Below are 23,804 nucleotides of genomic sequence, written 5' to 3'. Positions count from 1 at the left end.
ATTGAGAGATATTTGTCAGATACCTTCATCGCCTCACTGCCGTAAGCCGCACAGTCCCACCCTCGGTTATCTCGGTTATTGCGCAACATACAACATACCGGACAATGCATTCCTTTTTGTCGAATAAAATGCATCTCTCTTGGGCACGTAAAGTAGTGATTACGCATGTATGCCAACAAACTCTTTTATTTTTGTACATACAATCTGGCTAATATCCTAGACATCCGCGCCACGAGAGCGGTATGAAGTTAGTACACCAAAACATAGGAAACGATACGCTCCATGAAGCACCAACGCACCACTTCGCGTAAAACCATGAATCGTGCACTCCGATTGGTACGTAACCCCCGTGCCGCCGCTACAGCATTGACAGCGCTCACCTGTGCCATAGCACTAACCCTCACCGCCACTTCCAGCAATGCCGAACCGCTACCCGACACCTCTATCGCCAATTCTTCCAGTTCCGACACCGCCGCACCCCACCAGATCGACACCGCTGACAGCACTGCCAATATAACAGTGCCCTCCGCCGGTCAGCAAACCAGCACGCCGATTACCTCAGCAGGCAGCACCGCGGATCACACCAACACCACCGACAAAACCGCCATCAAAGCCGTCCCTCAAACACAAGACCAACCCGCCTTTACCACCGACACCACATCGGGACCAGACCAAGGCGGCACCCGCATCGCCCTGACACCACACGACCCCGCCCCGGTCAGGTTCACCCAACTATCAGCCGGCTACTACCACAGCCTCGCCCTCACCGACTCCGGCAGAATCTACACCTGGGGATACAACAACGTCGGCCAGCTCGGCGACGGCACCGTCATCAACAAAACCACCCCTACACCCATCACCGTTCCCGGCAACCCCACCATCACCCAGATCAGCGCAGGCCAATACCACAACCTCGCTCTGGACAGCAACGGCCACCTCTGGGCATGGGGATGGAACAACTACGGCCAAATCGGCAACAACACCAAAACCAACCAAACCAAACCAACAGACATCACCCCCGCAGGCGTCACCTTCGCCCAAGCCAAAGCCGGAGGCTACAACTCCATCGCCCTCACCAGCAACGGCAGAATCTACACCTGGGGATACAACAACAGATACCAGTTAGGCAACGGCACCACTACATTCACTATCCAAACCGTGCCCCAACCCATCGCCGTCCCCAACCTGCAAACCGGAGAGACCATCACCACGGTCAGCACCGGCGAATACTCCGTCTTCGCCCTCACCAGCATAGGCCGCGTCTATGCATGGGGATGGAACCTGTATGGTCAACTCGGTAACGGCACCAAAACCGACAGTCCAACTCCCAAACCCGTCAGCCTACCCGCAGGAACCCGCATCGCCACCTTGGCCAACGGACGTAACCACACCCTCGCCCTCACCGATGACGGCAAACTCTACACTTGGGGATACAACAACCAATCCCAACTCGGCAACAACGCCAAAATCGACCGAACCACACCCGTACTCATCACCATCCCAGACCTGAGCTCCGGGGAGCAGATCGATATGCTGTCCGCAGGCGAGGCCAACAGCCTCATCCAAACCAACCAAAACCGCGTGTTCACCTGGGGATGGAACAACGTCGGCCAACTCGGCAACGGTACCAGCACCAACAGTCTGACCCCCAAACCAATCCTCAACCTCACCACCCGCAGCACCATCGCCTGCGGATACAACCACACCCTGGCCCTCACTGATAGCAGCAACGGCAACAGCAACCTGATCGCATGGGGATACAACAACCAATCCCAACTCGGCAACGGCACCAACACCAACCAAACCAAACCCACCACACTCAACAGCATCACCCCGAGCACGGCCGTCACTTCCGTCATCTTCGACACCACGCCAGGTGTCGATCTCGGCCTACACCAAGCCGACGGCCACTGGATCGTCTACACCCCCGCACACCCTGCAAGCCAAGTAACCATGACCATCAACTGGACACTCGACGGGCAACCCCAAACACCCATCACCACCCCTTACACCTATACTTTCACCCCCACCTACACCGTCACCTTCGACACCAAAGGCGGCAGCACACCACCAGCAGACCAACACATCCTACAAGGCAAAACACCAACCTGGCCAAGCACCAACCCCACCAAACCAGGCAGCCTGTTCAACGGATGGACCCTCGACGGCACCACACCATACGACTTCAACCAACCCGTCACCCGCGACACCACCATCACCGCCATGTGGGGCGAATTCACCGCAACACCCCTACGCGGACCCAAAGAAGGCGGCACCCAAGTCAACATCACCCCACCAGAAAATTCCAAATTCCTCACACTCAGCTCAGGCGGATACTTCACACTCGTCAGAAGCGCCACCGGAGACGCGTACGGTTGGGGACTGGATCATTATGGACAGCTCGGCAACGGCACCATCAATGGCAACGGATACAATCTCCCGCAAACGACCATGCAGCCGGCAGGCGTCAAATATACCGATATCATCGCCGGCGGATGCTCCTCCAACGCCATCGGTAACGACGGCAACACATATGCTTTCGGGAACAACATGCAAGGCGTGGCCGGAATCGGCGACTATGAGCACATCAATCTCACCGTCCCTCAAAAGGTACAGATTCCGCAAGGGATCACACTCAGCCACATTGCCAAAAGCAAAACCACCATGTGCGTTCAGGAGTTCGCGTTGGCCGTGGGAAGCGACGGCAACACGTATAGCTGGGGCAGCAACACGGACAATACTTGGGACGAAGACGAACCGTATGATCGTGAACCGTTGCCGGGAAACGGTACCTTGGGCAACGGTGCAACCGATAATTCGTCCGTACCGGTCAAGGTTATCCTGCCAGCAGGAGTGAGGTTTGTTCAACTCGCTGCCGGTGGCAACTTTGCACTCGGCCTTGGCGATGATGGCCTGATATATGCTTGGGGAAACAATTCCCTTGGTCAACTCGGCATCAACAACCCCGCGATCAGCGAATCCGCCGCTCCTGTTCGGGTTTTGACTCCAGCAGGAAAAACCTTCACTTCCATTAGCGCAGCATACAGCTCGGCCTATGCCATCGCTTCTGACGGCACGGCATGGGCTTGGGGAAACAACACCGACATATACAACGGCTCGAACATTCTGGGCGACGGCGTTCTAGGCGACGGCACCACCACCAATCGAATGGTGCCAGTGCAGATTACCCCTGCCGGAGTAAAATTCTCGCAAATCCGCGCGGGGCAGGAAAACGTCATCGCCCTCAGCGACAACGGTACCGTGTACTCATGGGGCAGCAACAACTCACATGGCATTCAAGGCAATGGCACCACACGAGCCAACTCCACACCAACGCCAATCAACAACAGCCTAGGACAACCGTTCGTAGCCGTCCAAATCGGCATAAGCGACGTTTCTTCTTATTTCACCACCACAGACGGCACCATGTGGGCATGCGGATACAACGAGGAAGGCCAGCTGGGCAACGGCACCAACCTCGACAGCAGCACACCGGTCAGAGTCAACATGCCGTTGGTCAACGTCACGCAGGTCAAGTTCGGCACAGGCACCGGCGCCAAGCCCGGCACACGGCTTGCTTGGGATTACCATAACGCAGTCTGGACAGTAATTTCTCCGGCTTATCAGCCTGGCGAAACCGACATGACTATCACTTGGACACTAAGCAATACAGCGCAAACACCAGCGGTCTTACGGTACACGTACACCACCGCTATCCCAGCACTCAGCGCCTTACCATTCACTGGCAGCGACATCACCGCGTTGAGCATCACTGTTCTCAGCTCCACCATAGCCGCAGTGTTCCTCGGGATAGCCATATGGCTTCGTCATCGACAACTCACCGCCCTATAAGCGCACCACTCGATCGGCGATCAGCATGGCCGAAGGGCGGTGGGACACCAGTACCATCGCTTTGCCTTGTTCGGTGGCGAACGCTCGGATAGACCCCAGAATGACGGCTTCGTTCAGCGTGTCAAGCCGGCTGGTCGGCTCGTCGAACAGCATGAGGTCGGCATCTGTCAAGAACATTCGAGCCAGACCGATGCGCTGGCGTTCACCTTCAGAAAGCCTTCCGCCAAGCTCACCCACGCGCGTGTTCAGCCCCTCAGGCAGACTCTCCACCAAGTCGGACACCGACGCCTGCCTCAGCGCCTCATACAGCTGTTCGTCGCTAGCCAAGGCATTGGCAACCCTGAGATTTTCTGCGATGGTGTCATCGAACAGATATGTTTCCTGACTCATCATGGTCTGCACCTTGCGGCGGTGAGAAGACTCCACACGTGGCAGAGGTACCCCGGAAAGCCGTACCTCGCCCCCTTGCGGATCCCAATAACGCATCAGCAACTTCAACATGGTGGACTTGCCGCGACCGGAAGGCCCTTGTATGCCCAGCACACCGCTGCTCGGCACATCCATATGCCAATCGCTCATTACCGGCGATTGCGGGGCACTGTCATAGGAGAACGATACCGACTCCATGGCCATGCCGGTATATGCCGGTCGTTCAGTTCCCTCTTCACACACTGCCGGATGCTCGTCCAACAGCGCAAACAACCGACGTGCCGATGCAAAGGTCTGCGTCAAACTGGCCGGCAGCGAGTTCAACGCAAGTGTGGGGCCAAACGAACTCGACAAGAGCACTACTGCCACCAGCGCACTGCCTGCAGACAGACCACCTCCGGCAACCAGCAACAGCGCCAGAGAAGCAACCACTATGGTACTTCCGGTAACCGCTACGCCACCCAAACCGTTGAATATGCCGTTGCGCCGGCTGAGCCTGTTCTGCTCATGCCATAGTCCGCGGCTTCGGGTCAGAATGCCTTCCAACCGTTCGTTGCTGCGACCAAATCGGATGATCTCGTCGAGGCCACGCATGTCGTCAAGCATCACGTTATCAAGCGCTGCAGCGTCGCGCCGCAAGCGCCCGCCCACACCGCTCACCGCCATGGAGAACAGTTTGGGAAGCAATACGCCAACCAGCAGATGTGCCACGATGAGCACCAGCGCAAACTCTAGCCGGAGCGTGGCCAGCATGATGGTGTAGACCACGGATGTTATCACGGCTATGACCACCGGCGAGATGGTATGAGCAAAGAATATCTCCAACTTTTCAACGTCAGTGGTGATGAGCGAAACCAAGTCTCCGCTGCCTTTGCCGTCCAGTTTGGACGGAGCCAGTTTGCGCAACGCCGAGAACGCTTTGGAACGGAACAGCGCGAGCAAGCGGAAGGCCAGATTATGGTTCATGAATTGCTCTCCATACCGTGCCACGCCACGCAGCAGCGCACAGAGCACCATCGCCGCCGCTGCGACGCCGAGCGATATGCCCCACACGGGCTGCCCAACCGCGGCCAACAGCACACACACGGCGAACACCGGCAGGAACGTACCGGCAAGATGTCCGATAACACCAAAGCAGCAGGCCGCCACCATGAACGGCGCCAACGGCCCAACCTGTCCCAACAACCGACGAATCACAGCGAAAGAGCCCATCGGTTTGGCATCAGGAGAAGAGCCGGAAGATGAGAGCGATGCAGCGGTACCGGATTGCGATGCGCCCATTGAGGAGTGTACAGACGAGTGTACAGAGGAGTGCGCCGGCTCAGTTGCCAGGTCCGGAAGCTGCTCGGCAAGCTCATCCTCAGCAGGCACCTGCGCATGCAATGACGCTGCATCATCACCGTATACAGTTCGTTCGATGCTGTTCTGCCCCTCATAAAGCCGTGCATACTGACCGTGGACACCAAGCAGCTCGCTATGCGTGCCACATTCCACCACTTCACCTTGACGGAACACCACAATCTGGTCAGCCTCCACGGCGTCCGCCAAACGATGCGTGACCATAAGCACTGTTTTGGATTGCGCCAAACGGCGTATGGTAGTGACAATCATGCGCTCACTTTCAGCATCCACACTGCTGGTCGCCTCGTCAAACACATAAATGGGGCTGTCTCGCAAGAGCGCCCGTGCGATGGCGATACGCTGGCGTTGTCCACCGGACAGATTGCGCGCATCCTGATCGATACGCAGGTCCAGACCATCGGCATGCGAGCGCACGAACTGGTCGATGTGGGCATCTTCCAGCGCCTGCCACAGTTGGGATTCGCTGGCCTGTGGGTTGGCCATGAGCAGATTGTCACGCAACGTGGCCGGGAACAGATGGCTTTGCGCCGACACCAACGTGATGGTGTTTGCCGATGCAGCGGAACTCAATGCTTTGATTTCGACAGTGCCGGGCACAGAAGAGGCTGTAGACGAGGATGCAGAAGGCTCAGAATCGAAGGTAAGTTTGATGGAACCGTCATAGCCGCACATCGAACCGGCGAGAAGATCGACCGCCGTCGATTTACCTGATCCGGAGGGACCTACGATGGCCGTGAGCGAATGAGGTTTCGCCTCAAAATTCACGTCGCGCAGAGCCACAACCGGTACAGTATCGGATTGTTTGGCATCATTGCCTCTTTCACCTCTGCGCGGTCGTCCGGTTGATTTGCCGGCATCGATGCCACTGTTGGTGTAGGCAAATTCCACGTGGGTGAAAGCGACTGCCACATCATGAGCGTCATGCGGCATCTCGGCTTGCCCACGTTCTGGCACCGGTGCGTCTAACAGGGCGAAGATGCGCTTGGATGAGGTCATGCCATTCATGGCCACGTGGAAATATGAGCCGAGCTGACGCAACGGCAGGAAGAAACTCACCGCAAGCAGCACGATGACCACTGCGGCGGAAAGGTCAATGCGCCCGGTGGTGAACTGCCAAATCGCCACGCCCATTCCGGCTGCGGCACCGCCATAAGCCACCAGATCCATCGCAGCCAATGACTGCAGTTCGATCTGCAGCACTTTCATGGTCGAAATGCGAAAACGCTCCGATTCCTTGTCCATCTTCTCGCCCGCCACCGCATCGGCGTCGAAAATCTTCAGTGTTTCAAGACCTTGCAGATTATCGAGGAACGTAGCTCCCAAATCAGTGTACGATGTCCAGTATTTGCCGAAAATACGAGCGGCGGTCATCGACACCAGTCCCAGCACCACAATGATCATGGGTGAGCAGACGAGCAGCACGAGCGCGGCGGGCACACTGATGGGAGCCAGTGCCACAAACAATGTCAGTGGAGCCAATACCGCAAAGAACAGTTGCGGAAGGAAGAGCTCGAAGAAACTTTGAATCTGGTCAATGCCTTCGCCGGCGGATTGCACCACATCCGAGGTGCGCACCTGCTGCGCATACGAGGGGCCCAAGTCAAGCATTTTCTGGTACAGTTTGCCGCGCAACGCCACCTTGGATTGCTCCGAAGCACGTGTACCGAAATACTGCCCACAGCGGGTGGCGATATATTTGAGCAGTACCACCAACACAAACACCACCACATACGCGCCCAACGGTGCCGGGTCAGACTGTGCGCCGCTTAAGGATGAAAGCGTACCGTCCACAGTACGCCATAGGGCTTGCACTGATGACTGACCGTGGGAATGCCAACCCAGCTGTAAGAACAGGTTGCCGGTGAAACCCACCAAGATGAACGCAAAGGCTATGTCGGTGAGCAACGAGACCCACAGCGAAAGGACTTTGGCGGCAACCAGCCAGCCTATTTGCGGGGTAAGAGAGAAGAGACGCTTATCGAACATTGCACCAATCCGGTCAGGTGGGCGCACAAGCCAAGCTAGGCCACACGCCCACAAGGAGCCACAACGGCCTTGTCAGGTTTCTTGATTGTAGCGGAGACGAGATGCAGATTCAATACTTTATGTGGAAAAATGCATAAATGACGGTTTCAGCAACATTGTTGAATACCGCCGGTATATCCCTCGGCACTGCCGTCAGCGATGTTGCGCGGCAGAGATGCACTGATGGTGTTTTTTGACCTCGGTCGTCACGAAATGCAGGTACTGCCTGGCAATGTCCGGATCGAGATCAAGCTGTTCGGCCTGCCGTTCGAGCTGCCGCCGCTGAGCTGCCTCGCGAGACCGATCTTCGGGAGCAAAACCGGCATCCGCCTTGAGCCGCCCCACCTGCGCCGTGCATGTAAAACGCTGTGCCAGCAGTTCTACAATATCAGCGTCGATGCGGTCAATGGACTTGCGCAAGCGCCCAATGGCCTTCACATCCTCAGCAACCTCAGGGTGAAGCGCAGCTTGAGTCTCATCAATGGTAGTGACCTGCCAGTCGCCTTCCTCACTGAGCTCGCCACCAGCCATTTGAGCGCCGTCTTGCAGTCGCACAGCATCACCATTGCGCTGTGCCGCAGCTCCAGCAGCCTCAACTGCACCACTATCGTTCACCTTGCTCATGCTCTTAAGAATACCTCACTCATCCGCATACGCCGGTGGCCGGCTCACGCATGTGCAAACCGGCCACTCTCGCGTATCACTCAGGCTGCGTCTGTCAGCCGTTCTGCTGCTGAACCAAACTCTGCAAAAAGTCGCGGTTCGTAGCCGTCTTCTTCATACGCGGCACCAGTGTCTGGTAAGCCTGCTCGGGTTCCATACCGCCCAACAGACGACGCAGTCGGTACACCACAGCCAACTCGTCGGCAGGGGTAATCAGTTCCTCGCGGCGCGTACCGGAAGCGTTCACATCAATGGCCGGGAACAGGCGCTTGTCCGCCAGCTCACGGTTGAGACGCAGCTCCATGTTGCCAGTGCCCTTGAACTCCTCGAAGATGACCTCATCCATCTTCGATCCGGTCTCCACCAGCGCGGAGGCGATGATAGTCAGTGACCCGCCGTTCTCGATGTTGCGTGCGGCACCGAAGAACTTCTTGGGCGGGTAGAGCGCCTGTGCGTCCACACCGCCGGAAAGGATGCGACCGGAGGCAGGAGCGGCAATGTTGTACGCGCGAGCCAGTCGAGTCATGGAGTCGAGCAGCACCACCACATCCTGACCAAGCTCCACCAAACGCTTGGCACGTTCGATGGCCAGCTCAGCCACCGCCGTGTGGTCGGAGGCAGGACGGTCGAATGTGGAGGAGATGACCTCTCCCTGCACCGTGCGCTCCATATCCGTCACCTCTTCGGGACGCTCATCCACCAGCACCACCATCAGGTGCACCTCAGGATTGTTCTCCGAAATCGAGTTGGCGATGTTCTGCAACGTTATCGTCTTGCCCGCCTTGGGCGGCGAGACGATAAGGCCACGCTGACCCTTGCCAATGGGAGACACCAAGTCGATGAGGCGGCCAATAAACTTGTTGGGCGCGGTCTCCTGCTTCAAACGCTCCTGCGGATACAGCGGCGTGAGTTTCGAGAAGTTCGGACGCTGTCCGACCTCTTCGACCGCAGTGCCATTAACCGTATCGATGTTCTGCAACGGCACAAACTTCTGACGCTGACGGCGCTGCTCGCCCTCCCGCGGAGGACGGATGGAACCGGTGACCGCGTCCCCCTTGCGCAATCCGTATTTGCGGATCTGCCCCATGGAGACATACACATCATTCGGTCCAGGCAAGTAGCCGGAAGTGCGCACGAACGCGTACGAATCCATGACATCGATGATGCCGGCTACAGGCACTAGGCCGTCGTTCTGCTCTTCACGACGATCGTTGCGGCGCGAACGCAAGTCAGCGTCTTCACGCTCGCCGCGATCACGGTCGTGACCCTCACGGCTCTCCATGTCACGCTCACCGTTACGGCCGCGCAACCTGCGCTGACGGCGCTCACCGTTGTCATGCTCGAACCTGTCATTGTGCTGACGCCCGCGGCGAGCAAAATCACGGCCGTGCGACTCATGGAGACGACCATCCTCATCGTACCCGTCATCGCTCTTGGGAAGCGTGGCGAGAATATCGTCCAAATCGCGCACCGAGTCTTCACCGGCATTGCGATCGCGACCATCACGTCGAGCATCATCATCGCCCCGACGGCGGAAATCACGGTCGTCGCGGTCGTTATGACCACGGTTCAGTGACTCGCGGCTGCGACGGCGTCCGGATTCCAAATTCAAACCATCAAGCAGATCATCATCGCCAGCACGACGAGAGGTGCGCTCGTCATCACGCTCGTCACGGCGGGTATACACGTTGCGTTCGCGACGCTGCACCCGCGCATTCCCACGGCTGCGTCCGGCATAATCGCCATCTTCGCGAGCACGTTCCCCAGCGGCCTGACCGGAACGCTCATCTTGAGATTCAGCAACATTCGACTGGTCGTTGTCCCCGTGCGCTGCGTCTCGCGCAGTCTCTTGCTCAATCGGCAGTTGTGCCTGATCGGACTCATCGGCCGGCGCGCTCTTCTTGACATTGCGCACCGAAGAACGGGCGGAGCGTTCCTTGGCCTGAGCTTTCTCAGACGCCGTCGCCCCTGCGCTCACACCACTGGGAGCGGCGTCTCCATTGCGTGCCGCCTGCAGCGTGGCCACCAATTCCTGCTTACGCATCGTTGACGTACCGCGAAGCCCCATCTGCTTGGCGAGCTGCTTTAGCTCAAACAGCTTCATATCCTCAATATTCTGGCCTGTTGCCACTGGTAATACCTTTGATACCTTTCCGTGACTCTCGGCGCACTATCCGCCCGGGAGTTATATGAAAAAGATGCGGTACCGATACCGCGATTCAACATTCGTTACCGTCTTACCTACAAGACTTCGAACTTGAGACCACTGTACAACCCCGCTCAGACCAGAGCATGAATCGTGTGCCGTGAGCAATATGCAAACGGCGGGCACCGATTACGATGCCCGCCGATACATAGCGCAACCAACCTGAAGAGACGCTACGCCTGCTTCTCCTCATGGTAGGACTTTTCGGTATTCACCGACCACACGTTAGCCTTGGATGTCTTGCCTGATTCGATGTTGCCAACAGCCTCGATGGCCGTGGCCATGGAATGATCCTGGTTGTTGTACCGGTGCTGACCGTTGCGGCCTACGCAGTACAGATTGCCGAAGGAGTCCAAATACTCCACCAGCTCGGGCATACGGTCGTACGTATCGAAGTAAGCGGGATATGCCTTCTTGACACGCTCACGATGAGAGTCGATCACATCGTCGGCACCGTTGATGACGCGCATGCGCGTGAGCTCCTTGATGGCGAACTCGGTGGCTTCCTCATCGCTCATGTTCCAGAAGTCGTCGCCCTCCTCGCAGAAGTACTCAAGACCCACCCACACGGTGTTGTCCACGTCCTTGACGAGATACGGGCTCCAGTTGTTGAACACCTGAATACGCCCCACCTTGTAACCGGTGTCCTGCACATAAATCCAGCAATCCGGCACGATCGGAGGGTTGCCAAGTGTTGGGGTATCGGTCGTGTTCTTCAAGCGCAGGTTCTTGACCAGCAGACCCACAGTGACGAAATCGCGGTAGGGCAAGCCGTTGGCCACTGTGACCATGTCTTGTGGCACCGGCTTGGCCGCAACCTCCGCCGTCTGTCCGTCCTCTTGCGCCGCGGCACCAACTGCAGGAGCCGCCAGAGCGTTGACCAGATCCTTGATCGGCATGGAACTGATGAACTCGTCGGCGCGCAGCACGGTCTGCTGACCCTGCGAATCGCGGTATACCACAGCGCTCACTGCGCCATTCTCCTGGCGAATCTCCACCACGTTGGCATCGGTGATGACCTTCGCTCCGGCGTTGGTGCAGCGTTCTTCGACGGTTTCCCAAAGCTGTCCCGGGCCGAGCTTGGGGTACCAGAACTCCTCGATGAGAGACGTCTCCACGTCCTTCGCATCACGCTTCTTGGGCAGGAGCTTCTGCACGGCGTTCTTCAGTACCGCCACCACACTCAGGCCTTTGACGCGCTGGGCGCCCCAGTCCGCGGAGATCTCGCGCGGGTGCCGACCCCACAGCTTCTCCGTATATCCTTCAAAGAACATGGAATAGAGCTGACGGCCGAACCGGTTGATGTAGAAGTTCTCCAGATTGTCTTCGGGCAGCTTGTGCACCATCGACTTCAGGTAGCTGAACCCGGCCTTCATGGTCAGCTTGAAGCCCAGCGCCTTGAACAGGGAGGGCGAAAGGGAAATCGGGTAATCCAAGAAGTGACGGTTCCAGAAGATTCGGGAGACGCGGTGACGCTTAAGCATCACCTTGTCGGTATGCTCCGGATCCGGACCACCTAGCTCCAGGTCGTGGTGGCGGCCGAGCTTCTTGTCATCGTAGGAGGGGGCACCCTGCAGCGGCAGCACGTCCTTCCACCAGTCCATGATGCGGTCGTCCTTGGAGAAGAAGCGGTGGCCTCCGATATCCATGCGATTGCCGTTATGCTTCACCGTACGGGAGATGCCACCGAACTCACGGGTGGCCTCAAGAACCGTAACATCGTAACGTTCGGCGCCGCCGTCCTTAACCAATTCCCAGGCCGCGGTCAAACCTGCCGGACCGCCGCCGATAATTACCACGGAGCGCTTGCTCGCCATAGTACCTCCTAAAACCAAATCATGCCTACCCTACACGAACATGTGACATGTTCGCCGCCCGCGTCACCAAACGCTACGCCAGCGAGTCAGGAATATCGATATCTGTTTTCTGCACTTCTTCTACATTGACGTCCTTGAACGTCACGATGCGTACGTTTTTCACGAACCGGGATGAGCGGTATACGTCCCATACCCAAGCGTCTGTCAGCTGCACGTCAAAATACACGTCCTGCCCGGCGGAGCGCACGTTGAAATCAACCTTGTTGGCCAAATAAAACCTGCGTTCGGTCTCCACTACATAGGTGAACAGTTTGATGACATCACGGTACTCACGGTAGAGCGACAGCTCCGCACCGGTCTCGTATTCGTCCAGATCTTCTGCACTCATTGAGACCCCTCCTGCTTACGCTGCCCCAAGTTACGCCACCAGGCACGCTTCGACTTCTTCTCGTGGTTCGCCGCATAGGGCCAGCGATTGCCTCCGCTCTTGCCGGATTCGACTCCGGTTGTATCCGAGTCGATGGCAACCTCGGCCACGGCCGGAGTTGTTGGCGCAGCCGCTTGCGCTTCCGGCTCCTGCCGTTCGGAAAACTCCACATGCTGACGGATCTCCACCGAATGCTCATGGGCGGCCAAAGCCTCGGCCACACCCGGATTCTGTTCGATGACATGCATGCCGAAGGCGTCAAGCGAACGGATGGGATCGTACTCGTCAGCCAACGTGTCCATGATGATGAGGTCCTGATACTTGTCAATCTCAGCATCCCACAAGGCGTCACGCGATGTTCCGGAAGGCACGAAACCCAACGACTGGTAGACCGAAAGTGAACGGTTGCTCTTTTCCGGCACCGCCACCCAGATTCGATGCATGCCCAAACCTGAGGGCTGAGAGGCGAATCCGTAGGTCATCACACGAGGCATGGCATCCCTAGAGTAGCCACGACCTCGGTAGTCCTTGCCCAACAGCACCTGGATACGCGCCGAACGGGCCCAGCCGTCGATGTCGATAAGGAAAATCATCCCGATGACATTATCAGTGCCCTCGGCATCCACCACACCGTCGGCGTCATGGTCGGCATCCGTAAGCACTGCCCAAGCGATGGTACGGCGTGATTGGGCGTCTCCCACACCGGATTCCTGGGGCTTGCTCCCGTTCTCCCAAGCCACCGAACGCTTGACCCACGCGTGCACCAACGCCCGTTCGGACTCGCTGTCCTTGCCGGTGATGCCGGAAGCGTTGTAGTACGCCTCAAGTTCATCGAGCTTGGGCAGATCTTCCAAAGTGGCTGGACGCAGATGAATCATCTCACCGCGAATTTCGGGAATGTTCAACCGCTGCTCAAGCTTGCGCAGCGTCTCCGTATCAGCTTGATCCCCGGGTTTTTCGGCCATGCTGTTTGCCCCTTGCGATTACGTGAAAACACTTTCAGCCTACTGCATCAGTATGACTATTAGCTGGGAATTCTGCGGGACCCCGGACGCTGCAACAAACCGGAAACGAACAGACACCACAGCACTGCAGAACGGGTCTAAAAACCGCGCACAGCAGTTCAGTAGATATGCCCCAGCCGGTACGCTTTCGAGAATGCGAAGTGCCACCCGCGAACGCATTGCAGCACGGATGGCACTTCTCAGGAATGATCTTGGGGCAATGTCATCGCACAGTGACACTGCCCCAGGCATCACTCAGCCTTTGATCTTCTTCATGACCAGCGCGGTGACGGCTTTGGCGTCGGCCTGGCCGCGCGTGGCCTTCATGACCGCGCCGATGATGGCGCCCATCGGCTTCATGTTGCCGCTCTTGAGCTTCTCGGCAATGTCGGGATTGGCGGCAAGAGCCTCGTCCACGGCCGCCTCGAGCGCGCCGTCGTCGGAGACCACCTCGTAGCCGTGCGCCTTGACGACTTCGGCAGGGGTGCCTTCGCCGGCCATCACGCCGGAGACGGTCTGCTTGGCCAGCTTGTCGTTGAGCTTGCCGTCAGCGATGAGCTTCTCGACCGCGGCCACGTCGGCCGGGGTGATGGGCAGCTCTTGAAGAGTCACGCCGCGCTCGTTGGCTTCGCGCGAAATCTCGCCGAGCCACCACTTGCGCGCACCGGCGGCGCTGGCACCGGCCTTGACCGTGTCTTCGACCAGGTCGAGCGCGTCGGCGTTGACCAAGTCGCGCATCTGCGTGGCCGTCAGATCCCACTCACCCTGTAGACGCTTGCGGCGCTCCGCGGGCATCTCGGGCATGGTGGCCGCGATCTCGTCGATGTGTTCCTGCGTGATGTGCAGCATGACCAGGTCGGGGTCCGGGAAGTAGCGGTAATCGTTCGCATCGGACTTGACACGGCCGCCCGCAGTGGTTTGGCTGGCCTCGTCCCAGTGGCGAGTCTCCTGCAGGACTTCCCCACCGTCCTTGAGCAGCGCGGCCTGACGGCGAATCTCGTACTGCAGCGTGCGCTCGATGCCGTGGAACGAGTTGACGTTCTTGGTCTCGCTTCGGGTGCCGAGCTTGGTCTCGCCCTTGGGGCGCAGCGAAATGTTGACGTCGGCGCGCATGTTGCCCTGCTCCATGCGGCCGTGGGAGATGCCCAGGGCGCGCACGATGTCGCGGATGGCACGCATGTAGGCACCGGCGATTTCGGGAGCGCGATCGCCCGCGCCTTCCACCGGTTTGGTGACGATCTCGATGAGCGGCACGCCGGCACGGTTGTAGTCCACCAGCGAGTGGTCGGCGCCCTCGATGCGGCCGTCGGCACCGCCCACGTGGGTGTTCTTGCCGGCGTCGTCCTCGATGTGCGCGCGCTCGATCGGCACGCGGAAGACGGTGCCGTCGTCAAGCTCCACGTCGAGGTAGCCCTCGCCGTTGGTGGGCTTGTCGAACTGCGAGATCTGGTAGTCGCGCGGCATGTCGGGGTAGAAGTAGTTCTTGCGGGAGAACTGGCTCCACTCGTTGATGTGGCAGTGCAAAGCCAGGCCCAATTTAATCGCGAAGTCCACGGCGGTCTGATTGACCACCGGCAGGCTTCCGGGCAGGCCGAGGCTCACCGGGGTGAGCTGGGTGTTCGGCTCGCCGCCGAATTCCACACCCGCCGGGCAGAAGAGCTTCGTCTTCGTGCACAATTCCACGTGGGTTTCCAAACCGAATACCGGGTCAAATTCCTTGACGGCATCGGCGTACTTCATCAATTTTTCAGCCATGATATGGTCTCCTTCGCCGCTTCCTACTTGCCCAGCCACGGGGTCTTGAGCCCCTGCCAGATCGGGCCACCCCACTGCTCTTCGAGCGCCGCTTCCAGCGCCGCAGCCGGCTTGTACATCACATCGTCGCGCTTTTGCGGGGCGATGAACTGGAAGCCGACCGGCAGACCGTCGTCCGACAGGCCCGCGGGGATACTCATGGCCGGGGTGCCGGCCATGTTCGCCGGGATGGTGGCGATGTCGTTCATGTACATGGAGAGCGGATCGTCCATCTTCTCGCCAAACTTGAACGCGGTAGAGGGCGACGTGGGGGAAATGAGCACGTCGGCTTTCTCGAACGCCTTGTTGAAGTCGTCGATGATGAGCGTACGCACCTTCTGCGCCGAGCCGTACCACGCGTCGTAGTAGCCCGCGGAGAGGGCGTAGATGCCCAGGATGATGCGGCGCTTGACCTCGTCGCCGAAACCGGCCTCACGGGTGTATGCCATCATGTTCGCGGCGGTCTGCGGGACGCCTGCTGGCGGCATGACGCGCAGACCGTAGCGCATGCCGTCGTAGCGGGCCAGGTTGGAGCTGACCTCGGAAGGCATGATGATGTAGTAGGCCGCCAGCGCGTAGTCGAAGTGGGGGCAGTCCACCTCCACGACCTCGGCACCCATGTCTTGCAGGAGTTTCACGGACTCGTTGAACCGCTGCTCCACGCCGGGCTGGTAGCCGTCGCCGCCGAGCTGCTTGATGAGGCCGACGCGCATGCCCTTGAGGTCGCGGCGCTGGCCTTCACGAGCTGCGGCGGACAGCGCCGGAACCGGCATCGGGATGGAGGTGGAGTCACGCTTGTCGTGACCGCCGATGACCTCTTGCAGCAGCGCAGAGTCAAGCACGGTGCGCGAGACGGGGCCGATCTGGTCCAGCGAGCTTGCCATGGCGATGGCGCCGTAGCGGGAAACCGCGCCGTACGTAGGCTTGACGCCGACGGTACCGGTCAGGGCGCCGGGCTGGCGGATGGAACCGCCGGTGTCGGTGCCGAGGGCGATCGGGGCTTCAAACGCGGCCACCGCAGCGGCGCTGCCACCGCCGGAGCCGCCGGGGACGCGATTGGTGTCCCACGGGTTGTGGGTGGGGCCGAAGGCGGAGTGCTCCGTGGAGGAGCCCTGCGCGAACTCGTCGAGGTTGGTCTTGCCCAAAATCGGCATGCCGGCGTCCTTGAGCTTCTCGATCACCGTGGCGTCGTAGGGCGGCACCCAGCCTTCCAGCATCTTCGAGGCGGCCGTGGTGGGGATGCCGCGGGTCACGATCATGTCCTTGACGGCGATCGGCACGCCGGCAAGTTCCGGCAGGCCCTCGGTTTGCCCGGCGGCATGCTTCTTGTCGAACGCATCGGCCTGGGCGCGAGCCTCGTCTGCAGACACTTCCAGGAACGCGTGCAGGCTCGGGTCAGCGGACTCGATCACGCTCAGCTCGGCGTCCACCAGCTCGCGGCTGGACACCTCATTGTCCTTGATTTTCTGCGCCATCTGCGCGGCAGAAAGCTGCACCAGCTCCTGCTCGTTGCTGTTACTCATCACTCATCACCTCCGAGAATCTGCGGGGCCACAAACATGCCGTTCTCCGTGGCCGGGGCACCGGCGAGCGCCTCGTCGCGATCCAATGGCTCGACCGGCACGTCGGGGCGCAGGTAGGCCTCAAGCGGCACGGGGTTGGCGGTAGGCTCCACGTCGTCGGACGCGACCTCCTGCACCTTGTTGATGGAATCGGCGATGACGTTGAGCTCGCCCTGCATGCGGGCTGCTTCCTCATCGGTGAGCGCTATCTGGGCCAGCTGACCCAGGTGCTCGACTGTTTCTCTAGTGAAAGTAGACATAGCGCAATTGTATGCGTCGATTGTGACACGCATGTTTTGAACCGGTAAGCACGGTGTACCGCCACCAGCTTAACCCTCAAGCAGGGTGTCACGCAGCTCCTCGACCTTGTCCGAGCCAAATCCCAACGCCTGCTCGGCATAGCTAAATACGTCGCCATAGGTGTCTTCCATCAGCGCCTTGGCAGAGAGCAGGTATTCGTCTTTGACATACAGTGCCACTGCGAGTGCGTCGAGCGCATCCTGGTCGAAACCGTTACCCCGGAACTGGTCAAGAATCTCATTATTGGCTTCCACGCGGTCCTCATTGGTCTGCAGATAGTCCCGCATCACTTCCTCATCGTCCACCTCAAGTAGCCACAGCACAAGCGCCGCCGCATACCCGGTTCGGTCTTTGCCGGCGAAGCAGTGGAAATCCGTGGCTCCCGATTGGTTGGCGAGCACGATGTCGAGAAATTGCGCATACCCCTGCTGAGCGCCGGGATTGAGCACCAAGTCGCGGTAGGTGCCACGCATGTGGTCATCCACTTTATCCACATAACCCAGGGAAGCCAAGTCGTCAAGACTCACATTCTTGGTGCCCGTCTGCCCCAGCAAATCAATGTTGGTGTAGTGCGCGCCCTCAATGTGGTCTTCGGGCTGTTCCGCAATCTCGGCTGGATGGCGAAAATCGACGATGTGCGTGACATGGTAGTCTCGCGCCAACGCTCGCCGGCTGTCTTCGTCCAGGCCCACAAGCTGACCGGAGCGCAACAGTTTGCCTGAGCGCACCGTCTGCCCATGCACGTTAGAAATACCACCCAAATCCCTGAAATTAACGACGTTCATCAACCCGTTCCTTCCATTTCTCGTGTTTTCCTTCACACTAGCAGAAGGAAACGGAGCACTCCGACTACCGTCAGTTATGCGTCTTGGTATGGGTCAATGGGCAAATTGTCAGCCATGCTCCCCAGACCTACAAGACGAGACTGAGCGATAGCACCAGCGCGAAGATACGGCCACACTGCCCGCAATACCGCATTGAGATCATCATCCTCAAAATGCTGCGCCGTCACCTGATATTGTACAGTCACTTCTGCATCAACTTCACCGTCATCATGCTCTCCTTGAGCAGAATTCAATGTCTTCGTAAAACGCAACTGCAGCTCAGTCAAAATCTGGACTTCATCCCCCATCGAGGCTGACATCTTATATGCCGTACGCCACTGAACTTCAACGTCAGATGAGACATCCCCACGCAACATGCGTATGACAGCGTCGGTCTGGGTTATATCAAATCGTGTTATCTTTACTGTCATATTATTCTTCCCTCACTGGCATATAACTAGACTACGCCGGAACTGTACCTTGTAACCACTGTTTACTTGCACTGCCGCTATCTCTGGCATCAATACCTAAATCGCTTGAAACAGCTGAAGCCTTGTACTCATCTCTTATGACAGCACCACTAAAATCTGGCTGGAATCCAGAACTTTCCATCTTGATTTCCGACATCACTGCGAGCGCATATTCGTGCAGCTCAGAGATTTTCGGATCAGCATCGTAATCTTCGAAGGCAGCAATGGTCTCAGGCTCTTCTCCCGAGAAATCAGCGACCTGCTGGAGTGAAAGAGATGCTTGCCGTTTCTCAACCAGTTCTTGCTTCATCATCAGAAAATTGTGGTGATTCCTTTCGGCAAGACACAGAAAATCATCTTTAGCGTGCATATCTTCAATGCGACGTACACCGCCGTTCACTGCGCCAGCACCAGCGCCAGCACCACTGTTATTCTCAATCATCTCACACCCCCAATTCGTCTGTAATCAACCGATTATTATCTATGCAATACCGGCATCTAAGGTTGGTATGCCCCCAGTTGTTCGAAGCATATGTTTTGAATCTAGCTTGTGCGGTTGTCATTTTCAAGTTTTGTCTACGCTTGATTTCAGCATCGTCGAGCTTTTCCCAAACGCCATTTTTCTTTTCTGCTACCTCTTTTTGCGATGTATTAACAGCATAACCAACTCTGGTGCATGCGCTCCGTCACCCTTCGGCTCAGCGAAATACAGACGATAGAGTTCACCTTTTCTCCCTCGATGCCGCAGTTCCCATATATCTGGTTGCGAGATGCACGGGGATACAGGAGGAGGATCTTTTCGCCGTGTCACGGCTCCACTGCTATCTGCAATATATTGTTCAGCCGGCTTTAATTCACCACGTGCTGCAGTATTGACCACGTCACGCAGAGCCCCTTCGAGCACCATTCGACTAGCAAATGGCATCCCCGAAACAATCTGCTTAAATTCATTGTCAAAGAAGCACTGCGGACTAGACCCTTTGGTCGTGCACTTGTGAAACTGACGCTCAGCGTCAACAGGCCCATAGCATATAGACTGACTCGATACCGATGCCATCAACTCCACCTCCCACCACACCAATGTAGTGTCCAAGTTACACATAGATGCTGACCTGTGCACCGGAACGCTACACGCGAACGACAAGACGAAATCAAATCACTACTTCCACCTACGCATGAGCGGAAGGAAACTGCTCGTAGAGATGTCACCTGATCTCATCATTATTCCCCAATCCAACACTAACCTAACGCGTACGGCGGGCAGAAAGGATGACGGATACGGCGAGGAGGGCACCGGCGAGCAGGAGGAACAGCGTTACTCCAGGGCCTCCTGCGATAGGCAGGGCGGGGTGCCTGCCGGAAGCAAGTTTCCACTGCGCGTAGAGCGTCATGCCTCCGCCAGACATCGTGTATGACTGGTGGGGCTGGTACCGGACGCCCATGCCATCCGCCGACGTGTTCCACCCGGTGAACTCGTAGCCGGGGCGCTCGAACCCGTTGTCCGCCAGTTCTACCACATCGTCGGTCACGCCCGACTGCACCGGCACAGCCCCTCCGCTGGCCCCGTTGGCGAGGTAGGTCACATGCGCCGGATTCGCGCTCCACTGAGCATACAGGTCATTTAGTCCGTTGGTCAGCAACACCTGTTCCCCAGGTAGATAATTCGCGCCACTGCCGTCGGCCGCGGAATTCCACTGCACAAACGTGTACCCGGAGCGCGCATAAGTATTACTGGGAGCCGGAACCGTATCTCCCTCATACTTGTCTTGACCGACGTAGTCCATATCGCTGCCTCGCGCTCCGTTGGGGTGCAGCGAACCGCCCGCCGCGGGAACCCATATGGCGATGACGTACGTGTTATCGGTGAGAGGCGTGTTCCTGTCGAACTTCACACCAGTATCCGTGCCAGCTTCTCCGGTCAGATAATTCCAGTGCTCAAAACGATGCCCGGGCCAGATTGTAGTGCTGCCACCGTCCGGGTTGCCAGCTACCAGCCCCCAGTCGTTAAAGTTGTAGCCGACAGTGCCATATGGGTGCGCCTGACAGTCCACAGGACCCCACGGATCATTCGTGAACCCGGCTGTGTCGTAGCACAACAGCGGGTTCTTTACCCATACGGCGTGCAGAGCGACCGGACGGTCAGGCATGGTGAAATTCGCGTCGATGAGCGTGAGCCGAGCGGCTTCATATTCCGTTTTCCCCACTGCGGCAACGGCTTGGTCAGTTTCACTCCACCCCATGAACGTGTACCCGGAGCGTGTGAGTGTCGGCTGCGCCACCCGATCTCCTTCGAACAGTTCCTTCGATGCAGGCACGCTGCCGCTACCACCATTGACGTCGTAGGAGAGCGGATACTTGGGGTCGAAGGTGATGTCGTCCACATCGTTGCCGTAGTTGGGCGATGAAGAGGCGATGTTACTGAAGGTGAAGCGGGTGACAGTCTGCCCCTCCGGCACCGTATATGTGCCGGTATAGGTCTCCCACTGTCCTTCATGCTTGAAGTCGTGGGACGCGTTGGCCGCCTTCGTGGAGATGACCGTGCCCACCGGGCCGAGCGTATCGCCGTTGCCGTTCACCGAGGTGCGCGTGGCATCCTGCGCGACCTCAGCACCTACAGGCCCGATCAGCACACTCATTTTGTCCAAGTATGTGGAATCCATTGACGTGTGGCGCAGACTCCAGGTATAAACCGCTCCAGGAACCGTGGCAATGTCCTGATAGATGGCAGTGCCGCCCTGCGCTGCGGCAAGTTCCGCATATGCATTGCCGCTGATGGCGTCATGCTGTAGCTCCACACCGTTGGCCCGCTGTTCCGACCCTGCCGCCGGACCGCCGGGCGGGTCGGTCTGGGTGGAATCCCAACCGAACGCAGCGGTGTCGAAACCTTCAGGAATTGGTTTCCATCGCCACGAACCGTAATCGAAGTATTGTTTGGTGCGACGTGCAATTTGCGTATACCCGGTGACACTGGACGGTGTCATGGAAAAATCAGGATAGTCAAAATCGCCGTTGACGATGTGCTGGGGCAGCTCGAGAACATCCCCGCTCTCTTCCTGTACAGCAGCTGCCCCTGGCTCGCTTTGTGACACAGGGCTTGCTGGATTGCCGGCAGTCTCGCCCGAATGTCCAAGCGCAGTCAGCGGGGCAGCGCTACCATCACCGAGAAATCCCCCCCCCGCGAGGTTTGTATGCTCGGAAATGGGTGTGTCAGACGTAAATCGAGACGAGGAATCGTCACCTTGTGCATAAGCGGGAAGTACCTGCATGCCCAGCACCGCGAGCGACGCCAAGCCTGCGGCGAGGGCGGCAACCAGCTCGCGACTGTAGTGCGCGTTCACTTTGGCATGCCGGGCACGGCTCAATGATGTATGCATATGCAGCACCTCGCTCCTGGCTATACTGGCACAATCAATGTCAAATATAATCGAAGCCACCAACAACAAGTGCATATATGTGCAGCATCGTTAAAGGTTATGCGCTAGGCGCTAGGCGCTATACGTTAGAACAAGAGTCTCACATATGCTGCGCCAAGCAACAATGCATAGCGACGGCCGCCGCAGCCCCGGCGTTGATGGAGCGCACCGAGCCAAACTGGGAGATGTAGACCACATCGTCGGCCAAGTCGAGCGCTTTGCTCGACAGCCCAGGGCCTTCCGCACCGAACAGCAGTAAGCAGCGAGCCGGGAACGCGTAGGTCTCGATGGGTACGGCACCGTCGATGATGTCGAGCGCAATGATTCTGGCGGCTTGAGCATCGGCTTCGGCCTGCTGGAACCGCCGCACCTCGTCCACGCTCCGCGCGCTTCCTTGAGCCGCGCGCGTCTCGTCAAGTTCGATAGCGATGCCCCGCCTCCACGAAGCAACCAGTTCCTCGATGGAGGGATGGTGATCCACATGCTGGTACAGCTCGGTCATAAGCGAACCTTTGCGGTTCCATTTGTGCGGCCCGACGATGTGCACCCGGCGCGCACCGAACGCGTTGGCGGTGCGCACCATGGAGCCGATGTTGAAATCGTGGGTCCAATTCTCCACGGCCACTTCGAAACCGTGCCGCCCCTGCCGGTCAAGCTCGGTTTTGATGGCATCGACCGACCAGTAGCGGAACCGGTCAAGCACATTGCGCCGGTCGCCCTCATCGAGCAGTTTGGAATCAAACCGCACATCGAAGTTCTTGGCTTGCGGGTCATCGGGACGGGGCTCATCCGGATGCGTCTCGCCCCACGGGCCGACACCAATCTGACGGAATACCGGTTCTCCTGAAGCCTTGGCAGCGGCGGTAATCGGATTGGGGTCACGCATGGCAGCCCCCACGCAGTTCAGCTTCACGGAACACCTGCACGAACGGGAGCGTATGTCCCTCTCCGGTCACCGGCTCCACCACGTCGAGCACATCCTGACGCGCACCGCCAATCAGAGAGGCCACCGCCACCACTTGTGCGCCTTCACGTTCCACAATGCCGAAATCAAGACTCAGCTCGTTGCCGTGACGCAACGTGACCAGCGACGAGGTCTGCACATAGGACTTCTCGGAAAGCCAGGAATCCAGCAGCACCACGTGCTTGCCGGCCACATCGGGGCCTTTGACCGACGGGTATACAAAATCCATCACAAACCCGTCCATGTCCCAACCTCGAGACTGGGCAGCCTTCACCGTCGCCACCACAAGCGGAACAGCCGCGGCGGTAAGCGCACCGACAGCATCGACCCTGCCGGAGCCATACCCGTGGGATTCAAGCGCATCCAACACCACGTCGCCCATCAGTGAAGCGCCTTGCCCGCTCAACGTCACATCGAACAGCTCGCTGAACGGCTTGCCTGCCACAGCCTTTCGCAACAGTTCCTGCAGACTGTCCTTAGCGTCCATTCTTGCCCTTTCTCCTTGGAATAGCCTCAATCGTGCTCGCACCACTCATAAGGTCAGGGTACCGCCGTATCTCGCCAAACCGTGCACATTCCTTCTACAGCAGCAACGGCTATCCCGAAGCGCCGCCGGCAAGCCGCACATATGCAAACAGCCGCCCGCCTGGCCCACCACATGCAGCGGCAGGTCACGCGGACGGCTGTATAAC

The 23,804-nt window shown here is 58.4% G+C and carries 16 protein-coding genes and 1 pseudogene; 1 reads left to right on the top strand and 16 read right to left on the bottom strand.

The features are described 5' to 3' along the window. Positions 1–282: 282 nt before the first annotated feature. Complete coding sequence (locus ACSYSO_RS01690) at positions 283–3,852, top strand: RCC1 domain-containing protein (RefSeq protein ID WP_489760558.1); 3,570 nt, start codon at positions 283–285, stop codon at positions 3,850–3,852. Here the strand turns inward: ACSYSO_RS01690 and ACSYSO_RS01685 are convergent. The 16 genes and pseudogenes from ACSYSO_RS01685 to ACSYSO_RS01610 form a co-directional block, all read right to left on the bottom strand. After that, entirely contained in the window at positions 3,847–7,629 is a 3,783-nt protein-coding gene (locus tag ACSYSO_RS01685) for a thiol reductant ABC exporter subunit CydD/CydC (RefSeq protein ID WP_489760559.1), read from the bottom strand. The two genes, ACSYSO_RS01690 and ACSYSO_RS01685, sit on opposite strands and share 6 nt — an antisense overlap. Positions 7,630–7,821: 192 nt before the next feature. Beyond that, positions 7,822–8,292, bottom strand: a complete 471-nt coding sequence (locus ACSYSO_RS01680; protein WP_489760560.1) for a chorismate mutase — start codon at positions 8,290–8,292, stop codon at positions 7,822–7,824. A 94-nt stretch (positions 8,293–8,386) separates the two neighbouring features. Next, the gene (rho, locus tag ACSYSO_RS01675) at positions 8,387–10,462 is read right to left on the bottom strand and encodes a transcription termination factor Rho (RefSeq protein WP_489760561.1); all 2,076 of its coding nucleotides are present in this window, start codon (positions 10,460–10,462) and stop codon (positions 8,387–8,389) included. Between the two features lie 248 nt (positions 10,463–10,710). Further along, positions 10,711–12,354 (bottom strand): NAD(P)/FAD-dependent oxidoreductase, encoded by a 1,644-nt coding sequence (locus ACSYSO_RS01670; protein WP_489760562.1) that lies wholly within the window; start codon positions 12,352–12,354, stop codon positions 10,711–10,713. A gap of 73 nt (positions 12,355–12,427) precedes the next feature. Further along, positions 12,428–12,742 carry a DUF2469 domain-containing protein gene (locus tag ACSYSO_RS01665; protein WP_489760563.1) on the bottom strand — a complete coding sequence of 105 codons (315 nt, stop codon included), beginning with the start codon at positions 12,740–12,742 and terminating at the stop codon, positions 12,428–12,430. After that, entirely contained in the window at positions 12,739–13,746 is a 1,008-nt protein-coding gene (locus ACSYSO_RS01660) for a GNAT family N-acetyltransferase (RefSeq protein WP_489760565.1), read from the bottom strand. Before ACSYSO_RS01660 ends, ACSYSO_RS01665 begins: the two co-directional genes overlap by 4 nt. A gap of 294 nt (positions 13,747–14,040) precedes the next feature. Beyond that, positions 14,041–15,540 carry an Asp-tRNA(Asn)/Glu-tRNA(Gln) amidotransferase subunit GatB gene (gene gatB / locus ACSYSO_RS01655; RefSeq protein ID WP_489760566.1) on the bottom strand — a complete coding sequence of 500 codons (1,500 nt, stop codon included), beginning with the start codon at positions 15,538–15,540 and terminating at the stop codon, positions 14,041–14,043. Between the two features lie 23 nt (positions 15,541–15,563). After that, positions 15,564–17,102 (bottom strand): Asp-tRNA(Asn)/Glu-tRNA(Gln) amidotransferase subunit GatA, encoded by a 1,539-nt coding sequence (gatA, locus tag ACSYSO_RS01650; RefSeq protein WP_489760567.1) that lies wholly within the window; start codon positions 17,100–17,102, stop codon positions 15,564–15,566. After that, complete coding sequence (gene gatC / locus ACSYSO_RS01645) at positions 17,102–17,401, bottom strand: Asp-tRNA(Asn)/Glu-tRNA(Gln) amidotransferase subunit GatC (RefSeq protein ID WP_489760569.1); 300 nt, start codon at positions 17,399–17,401, stop codon at positions 17,102–17,104. Before gatC ends, gatA begins: the two co-directional genes overlap by 1 nt. Positions 17,402–17,470: 69 nt before the next feature. Further along, entirely contained in the window at positions 17,471–18,226 is a 756-nt protein-coding gene (locus ACSYSO_RS01640; protein ID WP_489760570.1) for a tyrosine-protein phosphatase, read from the bottom strand. 74 nt (positions 18,227–18,300) lie between these two features. Next, positions 18,301–18,696 (bottom strand): hypothetical protein, encoded by a 396-nt coding sequence (locus ACSYSO_RS01635; protein WP_489760571.1) that lies wholly within the window; start codon positions 18,694–18,696, stop codon positions 18,301–18,303. Between the two features lie 31 nt (positions 18,697–18,727). Then, the gene (locus tag ACSYSO_RS01630) at positions 18,728–19,177 is read right to left on the bottom strand and encodes a hypothetical protein (protein ID WP_489760573.1); all 450 of its coding nucleotides are present in this window, start codon (positions 19,175–19,177) and stop codon (positions 18,728–18,730) included. Positions 19,178–19,979: 802 nt separating this feature from the next. Further along, a complete protein-coding gene (locus ACSYSO_RS01625) occupies positions 19,980–22,109 on the bottom strand; it encodes an InlB B-repeat-containing protein (protein WP_489760574.1) in 2,130 nt (709 codons plus the stop codon). Positions 22,110–22,248: 139 nt separating this feature from the next. Further along, positions 22,249–22,572 (bottom strand): TrmH family RNA methyltransferase, encoded by a 324-nt coding sequence (locus ACSYSO_RS01620; RefSeq protein ID WP_491702039.1) that lies wholly within the window; start codon positions 22,570–22,572, stop codon positions 22,249–22,251. Then, positions 22,563–23,034: pseudogene (locus ACSYSO_RS01615) on the bottom strand (RNA methyltransferase); the annotation flags it as partial. The gene ACSYSO_RS01620 and the pseudogene ACSYSO_RS01615, both read right to left, overlap by 10 nt. Continuing rightward, positions 23,027–23,599 carry an orotate phosphoribosyltransferase gene (locus tag ACSYSO_RS01610; protein ID WP_489760576.1) on the bottom strand — a complete coding sequence of 191 codons (573 nt, stop codon included), beginning with the start codon at positions 23,597–23,599 and terminating at the stop codon, positions 23,027–23,029. The pseudogene ACSYSO_RS01615 and the gene ACSYSO_RS01610, both read right to left, overlap by 8 nt. Between the last annotated feature and the right edge of the window lie 205 nt (positions 23,600–23,804).

Source organism: Bifidobacterium sp. ESL1130, from assembly GCF_058507935.1.
Note: the sequence above shows the minus strand (reverse complement) of the source record. Positions and strands in the feature narration are given on the sequence as shown.

Coding starts and splice junctions, on each gene's coding strand:
- ACSYSO_RS01690 (WP_489760558.1), top strand. CDS start 283: ATGAAGCACCAACGCACCACTTCGCGTAAAACCATGAATCGTGCACTC.
- ACSYSO_RS01685 (WP_489760559.1), bottom strand. CDS start 7,629: ATGTTCGATAAGCGTCTCTTCTCTCTTACCCCGCAAATAGGCTGGCTG.
- ACSYSO_RS01680 (WP_489760560.1), bottom strand. CDS start 8,292: ATGAGCAAGGTGAACGATAGTGGTGCAGTTGAGGCTGCTGGAGCTGCG.
- ACSYSO_RS01670 (WP_489760562.1), bottom strand. CDS start 12,354: ATGGCGAGCAAGCGCTCCGTGGTAATTATCGGCGGCGGTCCGGCAGGT.
- ACSYSO_RS01665 (WP_489760563.1), bottom strand. CDS start 12,742: ATGAGTGCAGAAGATCTGGACGAATACGAGACCGGTGCGGAGCTGTCG.
- ACSYSO_RS01660 (WP_489760565.1), bottom strand. CDS start 13,746: ATGGCCGAAAAACCCGGGGATCAAGCTGATACGGAGACGCTGCGCAAG.
- gatB (WP_489760566.1), bottom strand. CDS start 15,540: ATGGCTGAAAAATTGATGAAGTACGCCGATGCCGTCAAGGAATTTGAC.
- gatA (WP_489760567.1), bottom strand. CDS start 17,102: ATGAGTAACAGCAACGAGCAGGAGCTGGTGCAGCTTTCTGCCGCGCAG.
- gatC (WP_489760569.1), bottom strand. CDS start 17,401: ATGTCTACTTTCACTAGAGAAACAGTCGAGCACCTGGGTCAGCTGGCC.
- ACSYSO_RS01640 (WP_489760570.1), bottom strand. CDS start 18,226: ATGAACGTCGTTAATTTCAGGGATTTGGGTGGTATTTCTAACGTGCAT.
- ACSYSO_RS01635 (WP_489760571.1), bottom strand. CDS start 18,696: ATGACAGTAAAGATAACACGATTTGATATAACCCAGACCGACGCTGTC.
- ACSYSO_RS01630 (WP_489760573.1), bottom strand. CDS start 19,177: ATGATTGAGAATAACAGTGGTGCTGGCGCTGGTGCTGGCGCAGTGAAC.
- ACSYSO_RS01625 (WP_489760574.1), bottom strand. CDS start 22,109: ATGCATACATCATTGAGCCGTGCCCGGCATGCCAAAGTGAACGCGCAC.
- ACSYSO_RS01610 (WP_489760576.1), bottom strand. CDS start 23,599: ATGGACGCTAAGGACAGTCTGCAGGAACTGTTGCGAAAGGCTGTGGCA.